The following is a 16587-nucleotide window of genomic DNA, read 5'->3' as shown; positions in this document are numbered from 1 at the left end:
CCGTGTCCTGGCCTCAAGCCCGTCCGGGCCTGCGGGGCGCGAAGCGGCGCGCGCGCCACTCGCGTGCGCGGCGGCCCAGGCGGTCCAGGGTCATGTAGATGACCGGGGTGGTGTAGAGCGTGAGCAGCTGGCTCAGGCACAGCCCCCCGGCGATGGCGATGCCCAGCGGCCGGCGCAGCTCGGAGCCCACGCCGGTCCCCATGGCCAGCGGCAGCGCGCCCAGCAGCGCCGCCATCGTGGTCATCAGGATGGGGCGCAGGCGCAGCTGGGCGGCGTGGAAGATGGCGTCGCGCGAGCCCAGGTGTCCCTCGCGCTCCGACACCAGCGCGAAGTCGATCATCATGATGGCGTTCTTCTTCACGATGCCGATGAGCAGGATGATGCCGATGAGGGCGATGATGGACAGGTCCAGGTTGAACAGCAGCAGGGCCAGCAGCGCCCCCACGCCCGCGGAAGGCAGCGTGGACAGGATGGTGATGGGGTGGATGAGGCTCTCGTAGAGGATGCCCAGCACGATGTAGACGGCGAAGAGGGCCGCGGCGATGAGGAGGGGTTCGGAGGCGAGCGAGGCCTGGAACGCCTGGGCCGTGCCGCTGAAGCTGCCCTGCACCGTGGAGGGCAGGCCCATGTCGCGCACGGCCGCGCCAATCTGGGTGACGACGGGCCCCAGGGAGGTTCCCAGCCCCAGGTTGAAGGACACCGTCGCGGAGGGGAACTGGCCCTGGTGGTTGACGGACAGCAGCGTGCTCGCGGGCACGAAGCTCGCGAACGCCGACAGGGGCACCTGCACCCCGCTCGCGCTCGTCACGTAGATGTCGCGCAGGCTCTCCGGCCGCTGCCAGAAGTCCTTCAGGACGATCATCACCACGTGGTACTGGTTGCTGCTGGTGTACATCGTGGACACCTGCCGCTGACCGAAGGCGTCGTACAGCACGCTGTCGATCTGCGCCGCGGTGAGGCCGAAGCGGCCCGCGGTGTCGTAGTCGATGACGACGTTGGTCTCCAACCCGTGGTCGCGCTGGTCGCTGTTGACGTCCAGCATGCCGGGGACCTGCTTCAGCCGCTCCAGCACGCGCGGCGCCCACTCATTCAGCACGGGCAGCGTGTCCGAGGACAGGGTGTACTGGTACTGCGCGTTGCCCTGCCGCCCGCCAATCACCAGGTCCTGCGCGGACTGCAGATACACCGTGGCGCCCGGCACGACCATCAGCTTTCCGCGCAGCCGCGCGATGACGGCGTCCGCGGACAGCTTGCGCTCCTCCAGCGGCTTGAGCGTGATGAAGAGCGTGCCCGCGTTCGATGAGCCGCTGGGGCCGGAGCCGCCAATGGAGCCCGCCACCGCCTGGACGGCCGGGTCCTCGTTGATGAGGTTCACGTAGGTCGTGAACTTCTGGCGCATCGCCGCGAAGGAGATGTCCTGCTCCGCCTGGACGCTGGCGGTGAGCCGGCCGGTGTCCTGCTGCGGAAAGAACCCCTTGGGGATGACGACGAACAGGTATCCGCTGAGCGCGATGGCGACGAGCGTGAGCAGCAAGAGCAGCGCCGGGTGTCCCAGCGACCACGACAGGCTGCGCGCATAGCCCGCGTTCAACCGCGCGAAGGGGTGGAAGGAGGAGCGCGAGCGCCGGGGCGCCTTGGGCCGCAGCAGCAGCGCGCACATGGTGGGGGTCACGGTGAGGGACACCACCAGGGACATCAGGATGGCCACCGACAGCGTGACGGCGAACTCGCGGAACAGCCGGCCCACGATGCCCTGCATGAGGAGCAGGGGGATGAAGACGGCGATGAGGGAGATGCTCATCGACAGCACGGTGAAGCCGACCTCGCGCGCGCCGCGCAGCGCCGCCTCCATGGGCGGCAGGCCCTCCTCGATGTGCCGTTCGATGTCCTCCAGCACGACGATGGCGTCATCCACCACGAAGCCGGTGGAGATGGTGAGGGCCATCATCGACAGGTTGTCCAGGCTGAAGCCGAGCAGCTTCATGATCGCGAAGGTGCCCAGCAGCGACAGCGGCACGGCGACGCTGGGGATGAGCGTGGCGCGCAGGTTGCCCAGGAAGGCGAACACCACCAGGATGACCAGGCCGATGGACATCAGGAGCGTCATCTCCACGTCCCGCAGCGCCGCGCGGATGGTGGTGGTGCGGTCCATCATCACCGTCAGGTCCACGTCCGCCGGGAGGATGGCCTGGAACGCGGGGAGCCTCGCCTGGAGCGCGTCCACCGTGTCGATGACGTTGGCCCCCGGCTCCTTGAAGATGATGAGGATGATGGCCTCCTTGCCGTTGGCGAGCCCCAGGCTGTGCACGTCCTCCACGTTGTCGTCGGTGACGTTGGCGACGTCCTGGAGCCGCACCGCGGCGCCGTTGGAGTAGCCGAGGATGAGCGGCCGGTACTGCTCCGCGCGGACGATCTGGTCGTCGGCGGTGAGCAGGTAGGCCCGGGGGCCGTCCACGAGCTGGCCCTTGGGGCGGTTGGAGTTCTGCGCGCCCAGCACGGTGCGGACCGCGTCCAGCCCCAGGCCGTACTTCTCCAGCGCGGTGGGGTTCACCTCCGCGCGCACCGCGGGCAGCGCGCCGCCGCCCACCAGCACCTGCCCCACGCCCGTCACCTGGGACACCTGCTGCTGGAGGATGGTGGACGCCAGGTCGTAGAGCTTGCCGCGCCCCCGGTTGGGGGACGTGAGCGCCAGCAGCATGATGGGCGCGTCCGCGGGGTTCACCTTCCGGTAGGTGGGGTTGTTGGGCAGGTTCGTGGGCAGGTTGCCCCGGGCGGCGTTGATGGCGGCCTGGACGTCGCGCGCCGCCCCGTCGATGTTTCGCGACAGGTCGAACTGCACGACGATGCTCGTGGCGCCCAGGTTGCTGGACGACGTCATCTGGGTGATGCCCGCGATGCGGCCCAGCTGCCGCTCCAGCGGCGTGGCGACCGACGTGGCCATGATCTCCGGGCTCGCGCCCGGCAGGGCCGCCTGCACGCTGATGGTGGGGAACTCCACCTGGGGCAGCGGCGCGACGGGGAGGATCTTGAAGGAGAGCGCCCCCACGAGCGCGATCCCCAGCGCCAGCAGCGAGGTGGCGACGGGGCGCCGGATGAAGAGCGCGGACGGGTTCACGCCGGGCTCCGCGGCGGGACAGGGGCGGAGCGGTGCCGCAGGTGCTGGAGCCTGCGCGACAGCCCGGCGAAGCCCAGGTAGATGACGGGGGTGGTGAAGAGCGTCAGCAGCTGGCTGACCATCAACCCGCCGATGATGGCGATGCCCAGGGGCTGACGCAGCTCCGCGCCAATGCCCCCACCGAGCGCCAGGGGCACGGCGCCCAGCATGGACGCCATCGTGGTCATCAGGATGGGGCGGAAGCGCAGCAGGCACGCCTCGTGGATGGCGTCGCGGGGGGCCTTGCCCTCCAGGCGCTCGGCCTCCAGCGCGAAGTCGATCATCATGATGGCGTTCTTCATCACGATGCCGATGAGCAGGATGATGCCGATGAGGGCGATCATCCCCAGCTCCAGCCCGCACACCCGCAGCGCCAGCAGCGCGCCCATGGCCGCGGACGGCAGCGTGGACAGGATGGTGAGCGGGTGGACGTAGGACTCATACAGCACGCCGAGCACCAGGTAGACGGCCACGACGGCCGCCAGCACGAGGAAGCCCTCGTTGGTGAGTGAGTCCTGGAACGTGCGCGCGGTGCCCTCGAAGGCGGTCTGCACGGAGGGGGGGATCTGGAGCTTCTTTCGCACCCCGTCGAACGCGCTCACCGCCTGGGACAGGGACACGTCCGGCGCGGGGTTGAAGGAGACGATGGCGACGGGGAACTGGTCCTGCCGGTTGACGCTGAGCGGCCCCATCCCCGGCTTCACCTGGACGATGGTGGACAGGGGCACGGCGCCTCCGCTGGCGGACTGGAGGTAGACGGAGCGCAGGGCGGTGTCCACGCGCTGGAGCGAGGGCTGCACCTCCAGCACCACGCGGTACTGGTTGAGCTGGGTGAAGATGGTGGACACCTGCCGCTGGCCGAAGGCGTCGTAGAGGGCGTCGTCGATCTGCTGGGGCGTGATGCCCAGGCGCGCGGCGGTGTCCCGGTCCAGGGTGATGTTGAGCCGCAGGCCGCCGTTCTGCATGTCGCTGGAGACGTCCGTCAGCTCGTGCTGCGTGCGCAGGCGGGTGACGAGCTGGTTCGTCCAGGACTCCAGCTCCGCGGTGTCCGGGGAGCTGAGGCTGTACTGGTACTGGGTGCGGCTCACGCGGCTGTCCAGCGTGAGGTCCTGCACGGGCGACAGGGACAGGGAGATGCCGGGCACGCCGTTCAGCGCGGGCTGGAGGCGGCGGATGATCTCCGTGGCGGAGGCGTCGCGGTCCGACAGCGGCTTGAGCGTGATGAGCATCCGGCCGCTGTTGGGCGTGGTGTTGGTGCCGTCCACGCCGATGAACGACGACAGCCCCTCCACGGCCGGGTCCTCCAACACCACCCGGGCCAGGGCCTGCTGGCGCTCGGCCATGGCGGGGAAGGAGATGGACTGGGGCGCCAGGGAGATGCCCTGGAGCACGCCGGTGTCCTGGACGGGGAAGAAGCCCTTGGGGATGGTGTAGAGGAGCAGCGCGGTGAGCAGGAGCGTCACGCCGGCGATGAGCATCGTCAGCGCGCGGTGGCCCAGCACCCACGTCAGCGCGACGTCGTAGCGGCCGACCAGGCGGTCGAACGCGCCGCCCACGACGCGCTCGAAGCGGTTGGCCTCTTCCGGCCGGTGGCGGCGCAGGAGCCGCGAGCAGAGCATGGGGGTGAGGGTCAGGGACACGACCGCGGACAGCAGGATGGTCACGGCCAGGGTGATGGCGAACTCGCGGAACAGGCGCCCCACCACGTCCCCCATGAAGAGCAGGGGGATGAGCACGGCGATGAGCGACACCGTGAGGGAGATGATGGTGAAGCCGATCTGCTTGGAGCCCTTGAGCGCGGCCTCCATGGGCGGCATGTCGCCTTCGATGTAGCGGCTGATGTTCTCGATCATCACGATGGCGTCGTCGACGACGAAGCCCGCGGCGATGGTGAGCGCCATCAGGGTCAGGTTGTTGAGGGAGAAGCCCAGGAGCGACATCGCGGCGAAGGTGCCCACCAGGGACAGGGGCACGGCGATGCTGGGGATGAAGGTGGCGGAGGCGTTGCGCAGGAAGACGAAGATGACGAGCACGACGAGCGCGACGGAGAACATCAGGTCGTGCTGCACGTCGCTCACGGAGGCGCGGATGGTGGTGGTGCGGTCGCTGAGCACGGCCACCTTCACCGTCGCGGGCAGGGTGGACTGCAGCTGGGGCAGCAGCTTGCGGACGCTGTCCACGACGGCGATGACGTTCGCGCCGGGCTGGCGCTGCACGTTGAGGATGACCGCGGGCGTGGTCCCGGCCCAGGCGGCCTGCCGCACGTTCTCCGCGCCGTCGAAGACGTGCGCCACGTCGGACAGCCGCACGGGGGCGCTGTCGCGGTAGGCGATGATGAGCGGGGCGTACTCCTTGCTCGACAGGCGCTGGTCGTTGGCGTTGATGGTGTACGCCTGTCGGGGACCGTCGAAGCCGCCCTTGGGGCTGTTCACGTTGGCGGCGGCGACCGCGGTGCGGACGTCCTCCATCGTGAGGCCGCGCGCGGCCAGCGCCAGCCCGTTGGCCTGGATGCGCACGGCGGGGCGCTGGCCGCCGCTGATGCTCACGAGCCCGACGCCGGGGAGCTGGGAGAGCTTCTGCGCGACGCGCGTGTCCGCCAGGTCCTCCACCTGGGTGAGGGGCACGGTGTCGGAGGTGAGGGCCAGGGTGATGACCGGCGTGTCCGCGGGGTTGACCTTGTTGTAGATGGGCGGGTTGGGCAGGTCCGTGGGCAGCAGGTTGTTGGCGGCGTTGATGGCGGCCTGGACCTGCTGCTCCGCGATGTCCAGGCTCATCTGGAGCGTGAACTGGAGCGTGATGACGGACGCGCCGCTGGAGCTGGACGACGTCATCTGGTTGAGGCCGGGCATCTGCCCGAACTGCCGCTCCAGGGGCGCGGTGACGCCGGAGGCCACCACGTCCGGGCTGGCGCCCGGCTGGAAGGTGAGGACCTGGATGGTGGGGTAGTCCACCTCCGGCAGCGCGGAGACGGGCAGCAGGCGGTACGACAGCACGCCGCCCAGCAGCAGGGCCAGCATCAGCAGCGACGTCGCGATGGGCCGCAGGATGAAGGGTTCGGACATTCAGCGTCCTCCGTCCGTGGCCCCGGCGCCGCCGTCCGGTGCCCCCGCCCCGCTGCCCCCCACGCCGGGCCCGGAGGTCAGGGCGCGCTGGAGCCGGATGTGGGCGCCGTTGGTGAGCTGGTCGGCCCCCTCCACCACCACCGCTTCGCCGGGCCGCAGGCCCTGGGTGACGACGGTGTCGTCGCCGTCCGCGGGGCCGGTCGTCACCGCGCGCTGGCTGACGGTGTTGTTGGCCTCCGCGACGTAGACGAACGTCCCCTGCACCCCGTGCTGGAGCGCGGCGGTGGGGACGATGGTGGCGCCGTGCAGCGTGTCGATGATCAACCGCGCGTTGACGAACTGCTGGGGGAACAGCCGCGAGTCGCGGTTGGGGAACGTCGCCCTCAGCCGCACGGTGCCGGTGTTGGGGTCGATCTGATTGTCCACGGTGAGCAGCGTGCCGGTGGCCAGGAGGCGCTGGGCGGTGCGGTCGTAGGCCTGGACGACGAGGGGCTGGTGCGCGTCCAGCTTCGTCATCACCTGCGGCACGTTGTCCTCCGGGATGGAGAAGATCACCGTGATGGGTTGCAGGGTGTTGACGACGACGATGCCGTTCGTGTCCGCGGCGTGGACGATGTTGCCGGGGTCGACGAGCCGGAGGCCCACGCGGCCGGCGACGGGTGAGGCGATGCGCGTGTAGACGAGGTTGAGCTTGGCGGCGGCGACCGCGCCCCGGTCCGCCACCACGGTGCCCTCGTACTGGCGCACGAGGGCGCGCTGGGTGTCGAGCTGCTGGACCGCGACGGAGTCCTGCTCCACCAGGATGGTGTAGCGGCGCAGGTCCAGCCGGGCGTTCGCCAGCAGCGCCTCGTCGCGAATGAGCTGGCCCTGGACCTGCTCCAGCTGGGTCTGGAAGGGGCGGGGGTCGAGCTCCGCCAGGAGGTCACCCGCGTTGACGAACTGGCCCTCCTTGAAGGCCACGCGCATGAGCTGTCCGTCCACCCGCGAATGCACCGTGACGGAGTCGGTGGGGGTCACGGCGCCCAGGCCGACGATGGACACCGGCACGTCGCGCGTCGTCGCCCGGGCCGTCACCACGGGCTGGGGGCCGCGTCCGCCCGCGCCGCCATCCGCGCCGCCTGGCCCACCCGCCGCCGTGGCTCCGGGGGCGGGGTGGGGGCGGTGCAGCCGTCGTGCGATGACGACGGCGAGGAGGACGAGTCCCACCAGCAGCAACAGCCAGCCCCAGCGGGGCCGCCGGTGACGGGGTGGTTCCTGGTCGTCCGGTGCGGGGCCGGGTGGAGCCTCCCCGTCGGACGGCGACGGCGCCTCGGGAGGGGAGTCCGTATCGGTAGGTGGGGGCGTGCTCATGAGAAGGACCGCCGGGGAACCCGCCGTGGAGGACCCGGAGGATCGGGGATCCCAACGTGCGCCTGGGTGTGAGCACCCTCAACCCGCCCAAAGGGAAGGGGCCATGCCCTCCAGCGGACATCCGCGCGTGGGCGGAGGTGGGCGGAGCGGCTCAACGCCAGACGGGGCGGTGCGCTCGGAGGAAGGACTCGAAGTCGCGCGGGGAATGTCCCGTGATGCGCGACACCGTGTCCGTCACGCGGTCCTCGGCTCCGTCGTGGATGAGCCCGTCGAGCATCGTCAGCAGGCGCGCGTAGGTGTCCGGCATGCCGGCATCCCGCAGGTGCCGCAGGGCCTCTTCGGGGCTCGCGCGCGCGTGCCGGATGGGACGGTTCCACACCCGGGACAGGATGGCCGCGACGTCGTCGTAGCTCAGCGCCTGGGGGCCGGTGATGACGTGCGCGGTGTCATGGGAGGCGTCATCCGCGAGCGCCCGGATGCCCACCGCCGCGATGTCCGCCGCGTCCACGAACCCGACGCGGCCGTCGCCGGTGGCTGTCACCAGCGTGCCGTCGCGTTGGAGGCCGGCCGCCCAGTGGTGGCGCGGGTGGATGAAGTTCTGCATGAACCACGAGGGCTGCAACACGCTCCACTCCGGCGCGTGCTGGCGCAGGAAGTGGTGCACCTGCCCCAGTCCCGGGCCCGCCTCCGGAACGGCGGAGGAGGAGAGCAGGACGACGCGCCGCACGCCCCTTCGCAGCGCGCGCTCCAGGAAGGGAACCATGAGGACGGACGGGTCCTCCACCAGGGCCGGGGCCAGTACATACATCCGGTTCACGCCTTCCAGCGCGGCCTCGTGCGTGGTGGGGTCCGCCCAGTCGAAGCGCGCGTGCTCGGCGGCGCCTCCGGGAGGCCGGGCGTCCCGAGTGGCGGTGCGGACCGTGAAGCCCTCCGCCGTGAGTCCCTCCGTGATGGGGTGCCCCGTGTTGCCGGCGGCGCCAATGACGAGGATGCGCTTCATGCGCGCTCCCGGGTGAAGCGCTCGAAGGTGCCCCGGGGCGCGGCCAGCGGGTTCCAGTATTCGCGGTAGTGCACGATGCGGCCCTCGCGCACCTGGAGGCGCATCACGTAGTCCTGTTCATAGGGGATGTCTCCAGGTTGCAGCGTCGCGGTGCCGTGCACCTCCAGCCAGCCCGTCGTCGGCTCCTCGCCCGGGTAGCGCTGGGCGTTCGTGAAGGTGAGGTTCTGGAAGTGCTTCGTGATGGGCGCGAAGTAGGCGCGGATGGCCTGGAGTCCTTCCAGCCGCGCCGGCCCGCCGAGCGAGGGGGCGTAGGGGAACTCGACGACGGCGTCCTCGGCGAACAGGGTCAGCCAGCGCTCGACGTCCGTGGCGATGAGCGCGAGGTGCGCGTCCATCAGCCGGGCCAGGTCCGGGGAGGGGGTGGTGCGGTCCATGTGCGGCCTCCAGCAAGAGGTGATGGACCAGGAATAGGCCGCCCGTTATGGACGCTCCATGTCACCGCGTCCAAAAGAACTGTCTTGGAGTCCAAGGCCTCCGGACGAAAAGACAGACGTGGTCTCCGACGTGTTGGAGACGCTGCGGTTCAAGACGCTGCTCTTCGGCCGCCTCGAGCTGGGCGCGCCCTGGGCGCTGCGCCTGCCTCGCAAGGCCAACGCGTCCTTCTACGTGGTGGCGCGCGGGGGCTTGCGCCTCCAGGTGGAGGGCAAGGCGAAGCCGGTGTTCCTGTCCGCTGGAGACGTGGTGCTGCTGCCCCGCGCGCCCGCGCATGTGTTGGATGACGGCAGCCGCCGCAACCCCGTCGCGAGCGACTTCGTTTCATCGCAGCCGCCGCGCGCGCCCGCTTCACGGTTGGGCGGCACGGGGCCGCTCACCACGCTCATCACCGGCTGCTTCCAGTTCGGCGCGGATCCCCTGCATCCCCTGCTGCGGACCTTCCCCTCCATCATCCGCCTGTCCACGCAGGAGGGGCAGGGGACGCCCTCGCTCGCCGCCACCGTGCAGCTCATCACCGCGGAGACCGCGACGCCGGGGGCCGGGAGCGCGCTGGTGCTGGGCCGGCTGGCGGACGTGCTGCTCGTCCACGCGCTGCGGGCGCAGACCGCGCTGGGAGGCGCGAAGCAGGCGGGATGGAAGGCGCTGGCGGATCCCGCCATCGGGAGCGCGCTCTCGCTGATGCACGAACAGCCCGGCACTCCCTGGACGGTGGAGCGGCTGGCTCGGTCCGTGGGCGTGTCGCGCTCCGGGTTCGCGGCTCGCTTCCACGCGCTGGTGGGCGAGACGCCCCTGCACTACCTGGCCAACTGGCGGATGATCCGCGCCGCGCGCTGGCTGCGTGAATCCACCGACAGCCTGGACGCCATCGCCGAGCGCGCCGGCTATGAAAGCGCGCCCGCCTTCAGCAAGGCCTTCAAGCGCCGCTGGGGCGTGGGCCCCGGCGCGTATCGGCGTGCTCCCTCGGACGGTGAACCGGGGCGGATCCTCCCTACCAGAGAGTGGTGACCCGCGTTGGAGGGAAGGCGAAAGGTCATGCGGGGCCTCAAGGCGGGGCGCTGACGGGAGTCACCAGCAGGCGCACCGCCTCCACGACGGAGCGCCTGCGCCGGCGGAGCTCGGCGGGCGTGGGTGGGGTGGCCGTGGCGCAGTAGGACAGCGGGAAGGCCCACGTCTTGGCGAGCGCCAGCACCAGCGCCAGCAGCTCGTCCGCCGCGAAGTGCTTCGACACCAGCCCCTCCTTCTGGGCCTTCGCGATGGCGGCCACCTTGTGCTGGTTGCTGCGCGCGACCGCCTCCGGGATGTCCACGGTGGGGCCGTGCTCCAACTCGTACCACGTGGCCAGGCGCAGCACCTGCGGCCGGGCCTGGAAGCCGTCGAACAGCCGCCCCACGTAGGCGGGCAGGTCCGCCGCGTCGATGGGCGTCTCGCGCGCCACCTCCGCCACGTGCGCTTCGAACACGGCGTCGAACAGCTGCTCCTTGCTGCCGAAGTAGGAATAGATGAGCGCCTTGTTGCAGCCCGCCGCCGCCGCGATGCGGTCCACGCGCGCGCCCGCGATGCCCTGCTCCGAGAACTCCGCCGCGGCTGCCTCCAACAAGCGCTGCCGGGTCTTCTGGGCGTCTCCAGCCATACCTTTCCACCATGCCCCAGCCCACTCCGGGTTGCACCCCGCGAACAGGGCCTTTATATCCATGTAACCAACCAGTTAGTTGAAAGGATTCCCGCCATGAGTGCGTCCCCTGAAAGCTCCCGCGTCTGGCTCATCACCGGCTCCTCCCGAGGTCTGGGACGCAGCTTCGCGGAGGCCGTGCTGGCGGCCGGGCACCGGCTGGTGGCCACGGCGCGCAAGCCGGAGCAGCTGTCCTCGTTGGTGGAGCGCTACGGCGACCGCGTCCGCGCGGTGGCCCTGGACGTGACGAACCCCGAGCAGGCGCGGGCGGCGGTGAGGGCGGCGGTGGAGGCGTTCGGGCGCCTGGACGTGGTGGTGAACAACGCGGGCTACGGCGGCCTCGCGCCCATCGAGCAGGTGACGGACGAGGACTTCCGCTCGCAACTCGACACCAACCTGTTCGGGGTGATGAACGTGACGCGCGCGGCGCTGCCGGTGCTCCGCGAGCAGCGCTCCGGGCACATCATCCAGGTCTCCTCTATTGGAGGCCGCCTGTCCACGCCGGGGCTGGGCGCGTATCAGGCCGCCAAGTGGGCGGTGGGGGGCTTCTCCGAGGTGTTGGCCAAGGAGACGGCCCCCTTCGGCGTGAAGGTGACGGTGCTGGAGCCGGGCGGCTTCCGCACGGACTGGGCCGGGGCGTCCATGACCATCGCGGACTTCCGGCCGGAGTACGCGCCCACGGTCGGCGCCGTCGCGCAGGCCCTGCGCTCACGGACGGGGAAGGAGCCGGGAGACCCGGACCGCGCGGCCCAGGTGCTGCTCCAGGTGGCCGCGCTGGAGTCCCCGCCGCTGCACCTGGTGCTGGGCAGCGACGCGTTCGGGCTGGCGGAGGAGAAGCTGGATGCGCTCAAGGCGGCGGACGCGCGGTGGAAGCACCTGTCGCTGTCCACCGACTTCGCGAAGTAGCGCGGCCCGTGGGGGCGGACGTCACCAGAGGTTGCGCCCGTCCACGAACGTGACGCGCACGGCGTCCAGGTTGAAGTCCTCGAACAGGCGCGCGTTGAGGCCCACCTTGAACTTCCCGGGCACGGCGGCGTTGTCCTCCCAGACGGGGATGTCCGACCACGTGCCGCAGCCACACGTCTGGCAGTGGTGGTGGACGACCGGCGCGTTGCGGTCGTACACGCCCACCTGCTCGCGGCGGGTGAACGTCACCTGCTCCAGCGGGTAGTAGGCCCAGAGCACGCCGCGCTTGGAGCAGAACGTGCAGTTGCACCGGGTGAGCTCCCGGGGCGGAGCCGCCACCTCGAACTTCGTCGCACCGCAGTGACAGCTTCCCTTCAGGGGCGTGGCTTCGTTCATCCCGTCATCATGCAGGACGCAGGCATCCTGTAAAACCAGAGAGGGCCGCCGTGTCCGTGCCGGGGCGCCCACACCCGGAGCACGGGCCCCATCCGCTTGCCTTGACAGGGGTGGAGGCTCTGATGAGGATGCAAATCATTCTCAATTCTGGGCCAGGGAACGGGGCCCTCGGGTGTCCGCGATGTGGAGTCTTGCCGCGCTGGCCTTCTGCGTGTCGGCGGTGTCGTGGCTGGGCGGTGGGGGTGGTGGGCGGTGGCTCGCGGCGGTGCCGGGGCTGGCGTCGCTGGGGTGCTGCGTGAGCGGCTTCGGGCCGGTGGCGGGGCTGCTGGTGTTGACGGTGTTCGCGATGGCGTCGGCTTCGGTGTTGGTGTTGGTGCTGGCGCCCCGGCCGGCGCGGGCTCGGGCGGTCGCGTGGGTGAGCGGGGGCCTGGGGCTCCTGCCCTTGGTGCTGCTGGGCGTGGGGCGATGAGCGCGGGTTCTGGGGACAAGGCGGCGAACCACTCCGTCGCGCGGACATTGGCGGCGGTGCTGGGCGCGCCGCTGGCCGCGCTCGCGGTGGGCGCGGCGGTGATGGCCTTCCTGCCCGTGTCGGGGCCCTGGGCGTTCGCGCTGGGCTTCCATGGGGTGTTGCCGGTGTGGGTGCTGCTCGCGTGCACGTTGCCGCTGGCGAGGAGCGGCCGGGTGGCCTGGGGCGTGTGTCTGGCGGTGGTGGTGCCGGTGGCGGTCGCGCTGGCCCTGCGGGGCCCGGCATGAAGCTGTCCGCTCGGACGTTCCGCATCCAGTTCGACCTGCATGCGTGGGCGGGCGTCGTCGCCAGCCTCTTCCTGTTCGTCATCTTCTTCTGCGGCGTCTTCGCGATGTTCCGCGAGGAGCTGGAGGTCTGGCAGGAGCCGGCGCTGCACGTCGCGCCGCCTTCGGAGTCACCGCCGTCCTTCGACGCGATGCTCGCGCGGGTGAGGGAGCAGGGGCCGCTGCCGCGAGGTTCGCATGTGGGGCTGCTCACGCATGGGGAGACGCGGTTCATCACCGCGTACCTCTTCGAGCCGGCGGGGATGCGCGTGGTGTGGCTGGACCCGCTCACGGGGACGGCGCTGGTGGAGCGCAGCCGGCTGGCCAGTGAGCTGTACTGGATGCACTTCTTCTACCGGCTGCCCTGGGGGATGGAGTTCACGGGGGTGGTGGCGGTCGCGCTGTTGGTGGCGCTGGTGAGCGGCCTGTGGATCCACCTGAAGGACCTGCGGGCGCAGTGGTGGCGCTTCCGGCCCACGGCGAAGCCGCGCTTCTCCGCGTCGGATGCGCACAAGGTGCTGGGCGTCTTCGGGCTGCCGTTCACCGCGATGCTCGCGTGGTCGGGCGCGGTGCTGTGTCTGGCGGGGCTGGCGTCGCAGGGCTTCGGGAGCACCGTGTACCGGGGGCAGGCGGACCGGGTGACGCGGCTGCGCGGCTACACGCAGCCCGTGCGGGAGGCCACCGGGCGCGAGGCGCCCATGCTGTCGCTGGACGCGGTGGTGGCCCGCGCGCGGGCGTCGGTGCCCGGCGCGGAGGGGACGCCCCGCTACGTGGAGCTTCACGAGTACGGGGATGCGCGCGCCTGGGCTGGCGTCTACTTCCAGCTGTCGCCGCTGGGGCCGGACCACTTCGCGTACGTGGACAGCGTGAACGGCGAGGCGTTCGGGTCGAGCGTCGAGTCCCGGACGCCGGGCTTCACCGTCGAGCGGATCTTCTTCGACCTGCACGCGGGCCGGTACGCGGAGGCGCTGACGAAGCCGCTCTATGCGCTGCTGGCGCTGGCGATGTGCGCGGTGCTCGTCACGGGGAACCTGGTCTGGCTGGAGCGCCGCGACCCGCTGCGCACGCGCCTGGGCAATCGGGTCCTGGAGCGGTTGACGGTGGGCGTGTCCGCCGGGCTCGTGTTCGGAACGGCGGTCTACTGCGCCGCGAACCGCGCGCTGCCGTGGACGCTGGCGCGCCGGGGCGACTGGGAGTTCGGCCTGTTCCTGGGCGCGTGGGTGCTCGCGGTGGTTGTCGCGCTCGTCCCGCGAGGCTCCTCGAGGCGAGTGGGGAGCGCGCTGTGCGCGGGGGCCGCGGCGCTGTTCGGCGGGGTGGTGGTGGCGGACGCGGCGCTGCGGGATGTGAACCTGTTCACGGCGCTGGCGCGGGGCCTGCCGCCCGTGTTCCTGGCGGAGGCGTTGCTGTGCGCGCTGGCCCTGGGCTGCGGTGGCCTCGCGTGGGGCCTGCGCGGAAGGAAGCACGCGCAGGCCCTTCCAGGCGGAGATGCACCGGAAGGGCCCTTCGTCGGCGCGTGACGGCTACCAGGTGTAGCCGACGGTCGCGGACGCCTTGCGGCGCTCGCCGTAGAAGCACGCAGTCGCGGAGCTGCACGAGGACACGTAGGTCTTGTCCGCGACGTTGGCGGCGTTGATGGCCGCGCGCCACGGGCCGCGCTCGTAGTGCACGCCCACGTCCACCAGCGTGAAGCCCGGCACCTCCAACAAGTTGTCCCGGTCCGCGAACGAAGCCCCCACGCCGCGCACGCCCGCCGCCGCGCCGAAGCCGCGCAGCGCCCCGTCCTGGAACGTGTAGTCCAGCCACAGCGACGCCAGCACCTCCGGCACGCCCACCGGCCGCTTGCCGAGCTCGAAGTCCGCCCCTTCGGTGATCTCCAGCGAGTACAGCGACGCGGAGCCGATGAGGCTCAGCCCGCGCAGCAGCGTGGCGTTGGCCTCCACCTCGAGGCCGCGCGAGCGGACCTCGCCAATCTGGAGCTGGTTGAAGGCGCCGTCCGTGGTGATGAAGTTCTTGCGCTTCAGCTCGAAGAGGGAGAGTCCCACCAGCACGGGCAGGGTGTCCGGCTGGAACTTCACGCCCGCCTCCACCTGCTGGCCCGTCTCCGGCTTGAACAGCGAGCCGTCCGTCTTCGTCCCCGCCACCGGGGTGAACGAGTTCGAGACGCTGACGTACGGCGCGATGCCGTTGTCGAAGCGGTAGAGCAGCCCCGCGCGTCCGCTGAAGGCGCCCTCGCTGCCGTTGTAGCTGGCCGTGGGGAGCAGCGTGTTCTGGACGTCCAGTCCCACCCAGTCATGGCGCCCGCTCACCACCAGGTTCAGCCGCTCGCCGAAGCGCAGCTGGTCCTGGAGGTAGACGCCCAGCTGGTCCTGCGTGGCGCGGTTCTGCGCGTACCGCGCCGTCGTGGGCGTGTAGTCGCCGCGCACGGGGTTCAACAGGTCCAGCGGCGCACCCGCCTCGTAGCCCTGGTCGTCGTCCAGCCGGTAGTGCTTGAAGTCCACGCCGACCAGCACCTTGTGGTGCACGGGGCCGGTGGTGAAGCGGGCCTCGCCCTGCGTGTCCACGGTGAAGAGGTTCGCGCTCGGCCGGGTGACGAAGTTGCCCCGGGCCAGCAGCGCATCCGCGGGGTCGCCCTGGTAGCCCACGCCGTAGAGCGTCTGGAAGTCCAGGTTCAGGTGGGCGTAGCGCAGGTTCTGCCGCACGGTGAAGGTGTCGTCGAAGCGGTGGGAGAACTCGTAGCCCGCCCACGCCTGGTCGCGCTGGAAGTGGTCCAGGCTCTTGTCGCTGGTGAAGAGGTCGGTGGGGATGCGGCCATACGGCGCGTCCACCACCGTGCCCACGTAGGGCAGGAAGTTCTGGCCCTGCGTGCGGTCCGCCAGGACGCTGCCGTGGAGCGTGAGCGACGTGCGCTCCGTGGGCGCCCAGGTGAGGGCCGGCGCCAGGAAGAGCCGGTTGTTGTCGGTGTCGTCCACCTGCGTGCCGCCGCCGCGCGCCAGCGCCGTCACCCGGTAGCGCCAGTGGTTGCCGTCGTCGATGGCGCCGCCCAGGTCCACCGCCGCGTAGCCGTTGGCGAACGAGTTGCCGCCCACCTCCACGTGCCGCACCGGCCCGTCCGTGGGCGGACGCTTGCCCACCATGTTGAGCAGGCCGCCCGGCGACGTGCCGCCGTAGAGCACGGAGGCGGGGCCGCGCACGGCCTCCACGCGCTCCAGGCCGAAGGGCTCGAGGCGCCAGGTGGCGAAGCTGCTGGAGTACAGCTGGAGCCCGTCCAGGAAGTAGCCGCCCTCCTGCGCCGTGAAGCCGCGCACCAGGAACCAGTCGTTGCGCGGATCCGCGCCGAAGGTCTCCGAGCGCACGCCCGGCGTGTAGCGCGTGGCCTCCACCACGGACTGCGCCTGCTGCGCATCCATCTGCGCCCGGCCCACCACCGACACCGACTGCGGCGTCTCACCCAGCGCGGTGTCCGTCTTCGTGCCGCTGGCGCTGCGGCGCGCGGTGTAGCCCTTCACCGGGCCGTTGGCCCGCTCGCGCTCCGCCTCCACGTTCACCGCGGGCAGCGTGAAGGACTCCTCCGGCTCCGAGGCCACCGGGGCGGGAGCCGGGACCTCCACGGGCGACGCCTGGACCGGGGCGGGCGGGGACTCCGACGGCGCGGCGGGCTCCTGTGCCAGCGCAGGGGAAGCGAGGACGGTGAACGAGGCGCCAAGCAGCGCCCCCGGGACGAGGCGACGCGCGCGGCTTCGGGGCAGGGTGGGAATATTGAGAATGA

General features: G+C 71.1%; 13 protein-coding genes. 5 read left to right on the top strand and 8 right to left on the bottom strand.

The window, feature by feature from the left end; all coding sequences use genetic code 11:
* Window positions 1-13: 13 nt before the first annotated feature.
* The 5 genes from GTY96_RS24965 to GTY96_RS24945 form a co-directional block, all read right to left on the bottom strand.
* Complete coding sequence (locus GTY96_RS24965; protein WP_143905280.1) at window positions 14-3115, bottom strand: efflux RND transporter permease subunit; 3102 nt, start codon at window positions 3113-3115, stop codon at window positions 14-16.
* Window positions 3112-6216, bottom strand: a complete 3105-nt coding sequence (locus tag GTY96_RS24960) for a multidrug efflux RND transporter permease subunit (RefSeq protein WP_161666011.1) — start codon at window positions 6214-6216, stop codon at window positions 3112-3114. Before GTY96_RS24960 ends, GTY96_RS24965 begins: the two co-directional genes overlap by 4 nt.
* Entirely contained in the window at window positions 6217-7422 is a 1206-nt protein-coding gene (locus GTY96_RS24955) for an MdtA/MuxA family multidrug efflux RND transporter periplasmic adaptor subunit (RefSeq protein WP_328701010.1), read from the bottom strand.
* Between the two features lie 295 nt (window positions 7423-7717).
* Window positions 7718-8566, bottom strand: a complete 849-nt coding sequence (locus tag GTY96_RS24950; RefSeq protein ID WP_161666009.1) for an NmrA family NAD(P)-binding protein — start codon at window positions 8564-8566, stop codon at window positions 7718-7720.
* Window positions 8563-9000, bottom strand: coding sequence for a nuclear transport factor 2 family protein (locus tag GTY96_RS24945; RefSeq protein ID WP_143905276.1), 438 nt, complete (start codon window positions 8998-9000; stop codon window positions 8563-8565). Before GTY96_RS24945 ends, GTY96_RS24950 begins: the two co-directional genes overlap by 4 nt.
* Before the next feature lie 118 nt (window positions 9001-9118).
* On the opposite strand from GTY96_RS24945, the gene GTY96_RS24940 reads away from it, so the two are divergent.
* On the top strand, window positions 9119-10066 hold the full coding sequence (locus GTY96_RS24940) for an AraC family transcriptional regulator (protein WP_328700997.1): 948 nt from the start codon (window positions 9119-9121) through the stop codon (window positions 10064-10066).
* Between the two features lie 37 nt (window positions 10067-10103).
* Here the strand turns inward: GTY96_RS24940 and GTY96_RS24935 are convergent, their stop codons facing one another.
* Window positions 10104-10691, bottom strand: a complete 588-nt coding sequence (locus GTY96_RS24935) for a TetR/AcrR family transcriptional regulator (RefSeq protein ID WP_161666007.1) — start codon at window positions 10689-10691, stop codon at window positions 10104-10106.
* A gap of 96 nt (window positions 10692-10787) precedes the next feature.
* On the opposite strand from GTY96_RS24935, the gene GTY96_RS24930 reads away from it, so the two are divergent.
* On the top strand, window positions 10788-11636 hold the full coding sequence (locus GTY96_RS24930) for an oxidoreductase (RefSeq protein ID WP_161666006.1): 849 nt from the start codon (window positions 10788-10790) through the stop codon (window positions 11634-11636).
* Between the two features lie 21 nt (window positions 11637-11657).
* On the opposite strand, the gene GTY96_RS24925 is transcribed toward GTY96_RS24930, so the two are convergent.
* Window positions 11658-12032 carry a GFA family protein gene (locus GTY96_RS24925; protein ID WP_161666005.1) on the bottom strand — a complete coding sequence of 125 codons (375 nt, stop codon included), beginning with the start codon at window positions 12030-12032 and terminating at the stop codon, window positions 11658-11660.
* Between the two features lie 181 nt (window positions 12033-12213).
* Here GTY96_RS24925 and GTY96_RS24920 point away from each other — a divergent pair, with 181 nt between their 5' ends.
* The 3 genes from GTY96_RS24920 to GTY96_RS24910 are packed head-to-tail and all read left to right on the top strand — an operon-like array spanning window position 12214 to window position 14338.
* A complete protein-coding gene (locus tag GTY96_RS24920) occupies window positions 12214-12501 on the top strand; it encodes a hypothetical protein (RefSeq protein WP_161666004.1) in 288 nt (95 codons plus the stop codon).
* Complete coding sequence (locus GTY96_RS24915; RefSeq protein WP_161666003.1) at window positions 12498-12785, top strand: hypothetical protein; 288 nt, start codon at window positions 12498-12500, stop codon at window positions 12783-12785. Before GTY96_RS24920 ends, GTY96_RS24915 begins: the two co-directional genes overlap by 4 nt.
* Window positions 12782-14338 (top strand): PepSY-associated TM helix domain-containing protein, encoded by a 1557-nt coding sequence (locus GTY96_RS24910; RefSeq protein WP_161666002.1) that lies wholly within the window; start codon window positions 12782-12784, stop codon window positions 14336-14338. The genes GTY96_RS24915 and GTY96_RS24910 overlap by 4 nt, the downstream gene beginning before the upstream one ends.
* 3 nt (window positions 14339-14341) lie before the next feature.
* Here the strand turns inward: GTY96_RS24910 and GTY96_RS24905 are convergent, their stop codons facing one another.
* Complete coding sequence (locus tag GTY96_RS24905) at window positions 14342-16429, bottom strand: TonB-dependent siderophore receptor (RefSeq protein WP_161666001.1); 2088 nt, start codon at window positions 16427-16429, stop codon at window positions 14342-14344.
* Window positions 16430-16587: the final 158 nt, after the last annotated feature.

Origin of the sequence: Corallococcus silvisoli (genome assembly GCF_009909145.1) — a bacterium.
In the GTDB taxonomy this organism is placed as follows: domain Bacteria; phylum Myxococcota; class Myxococcia; order Myxococcales; family Myxococcaceae; genus Corallococcus; species Corallococcus silvisoli.
The sequence above is the reverse complement of the archived record's forward strand: the minus strand, read 5'-3'. Positions and strand labels throughout refer to the sequence as shown.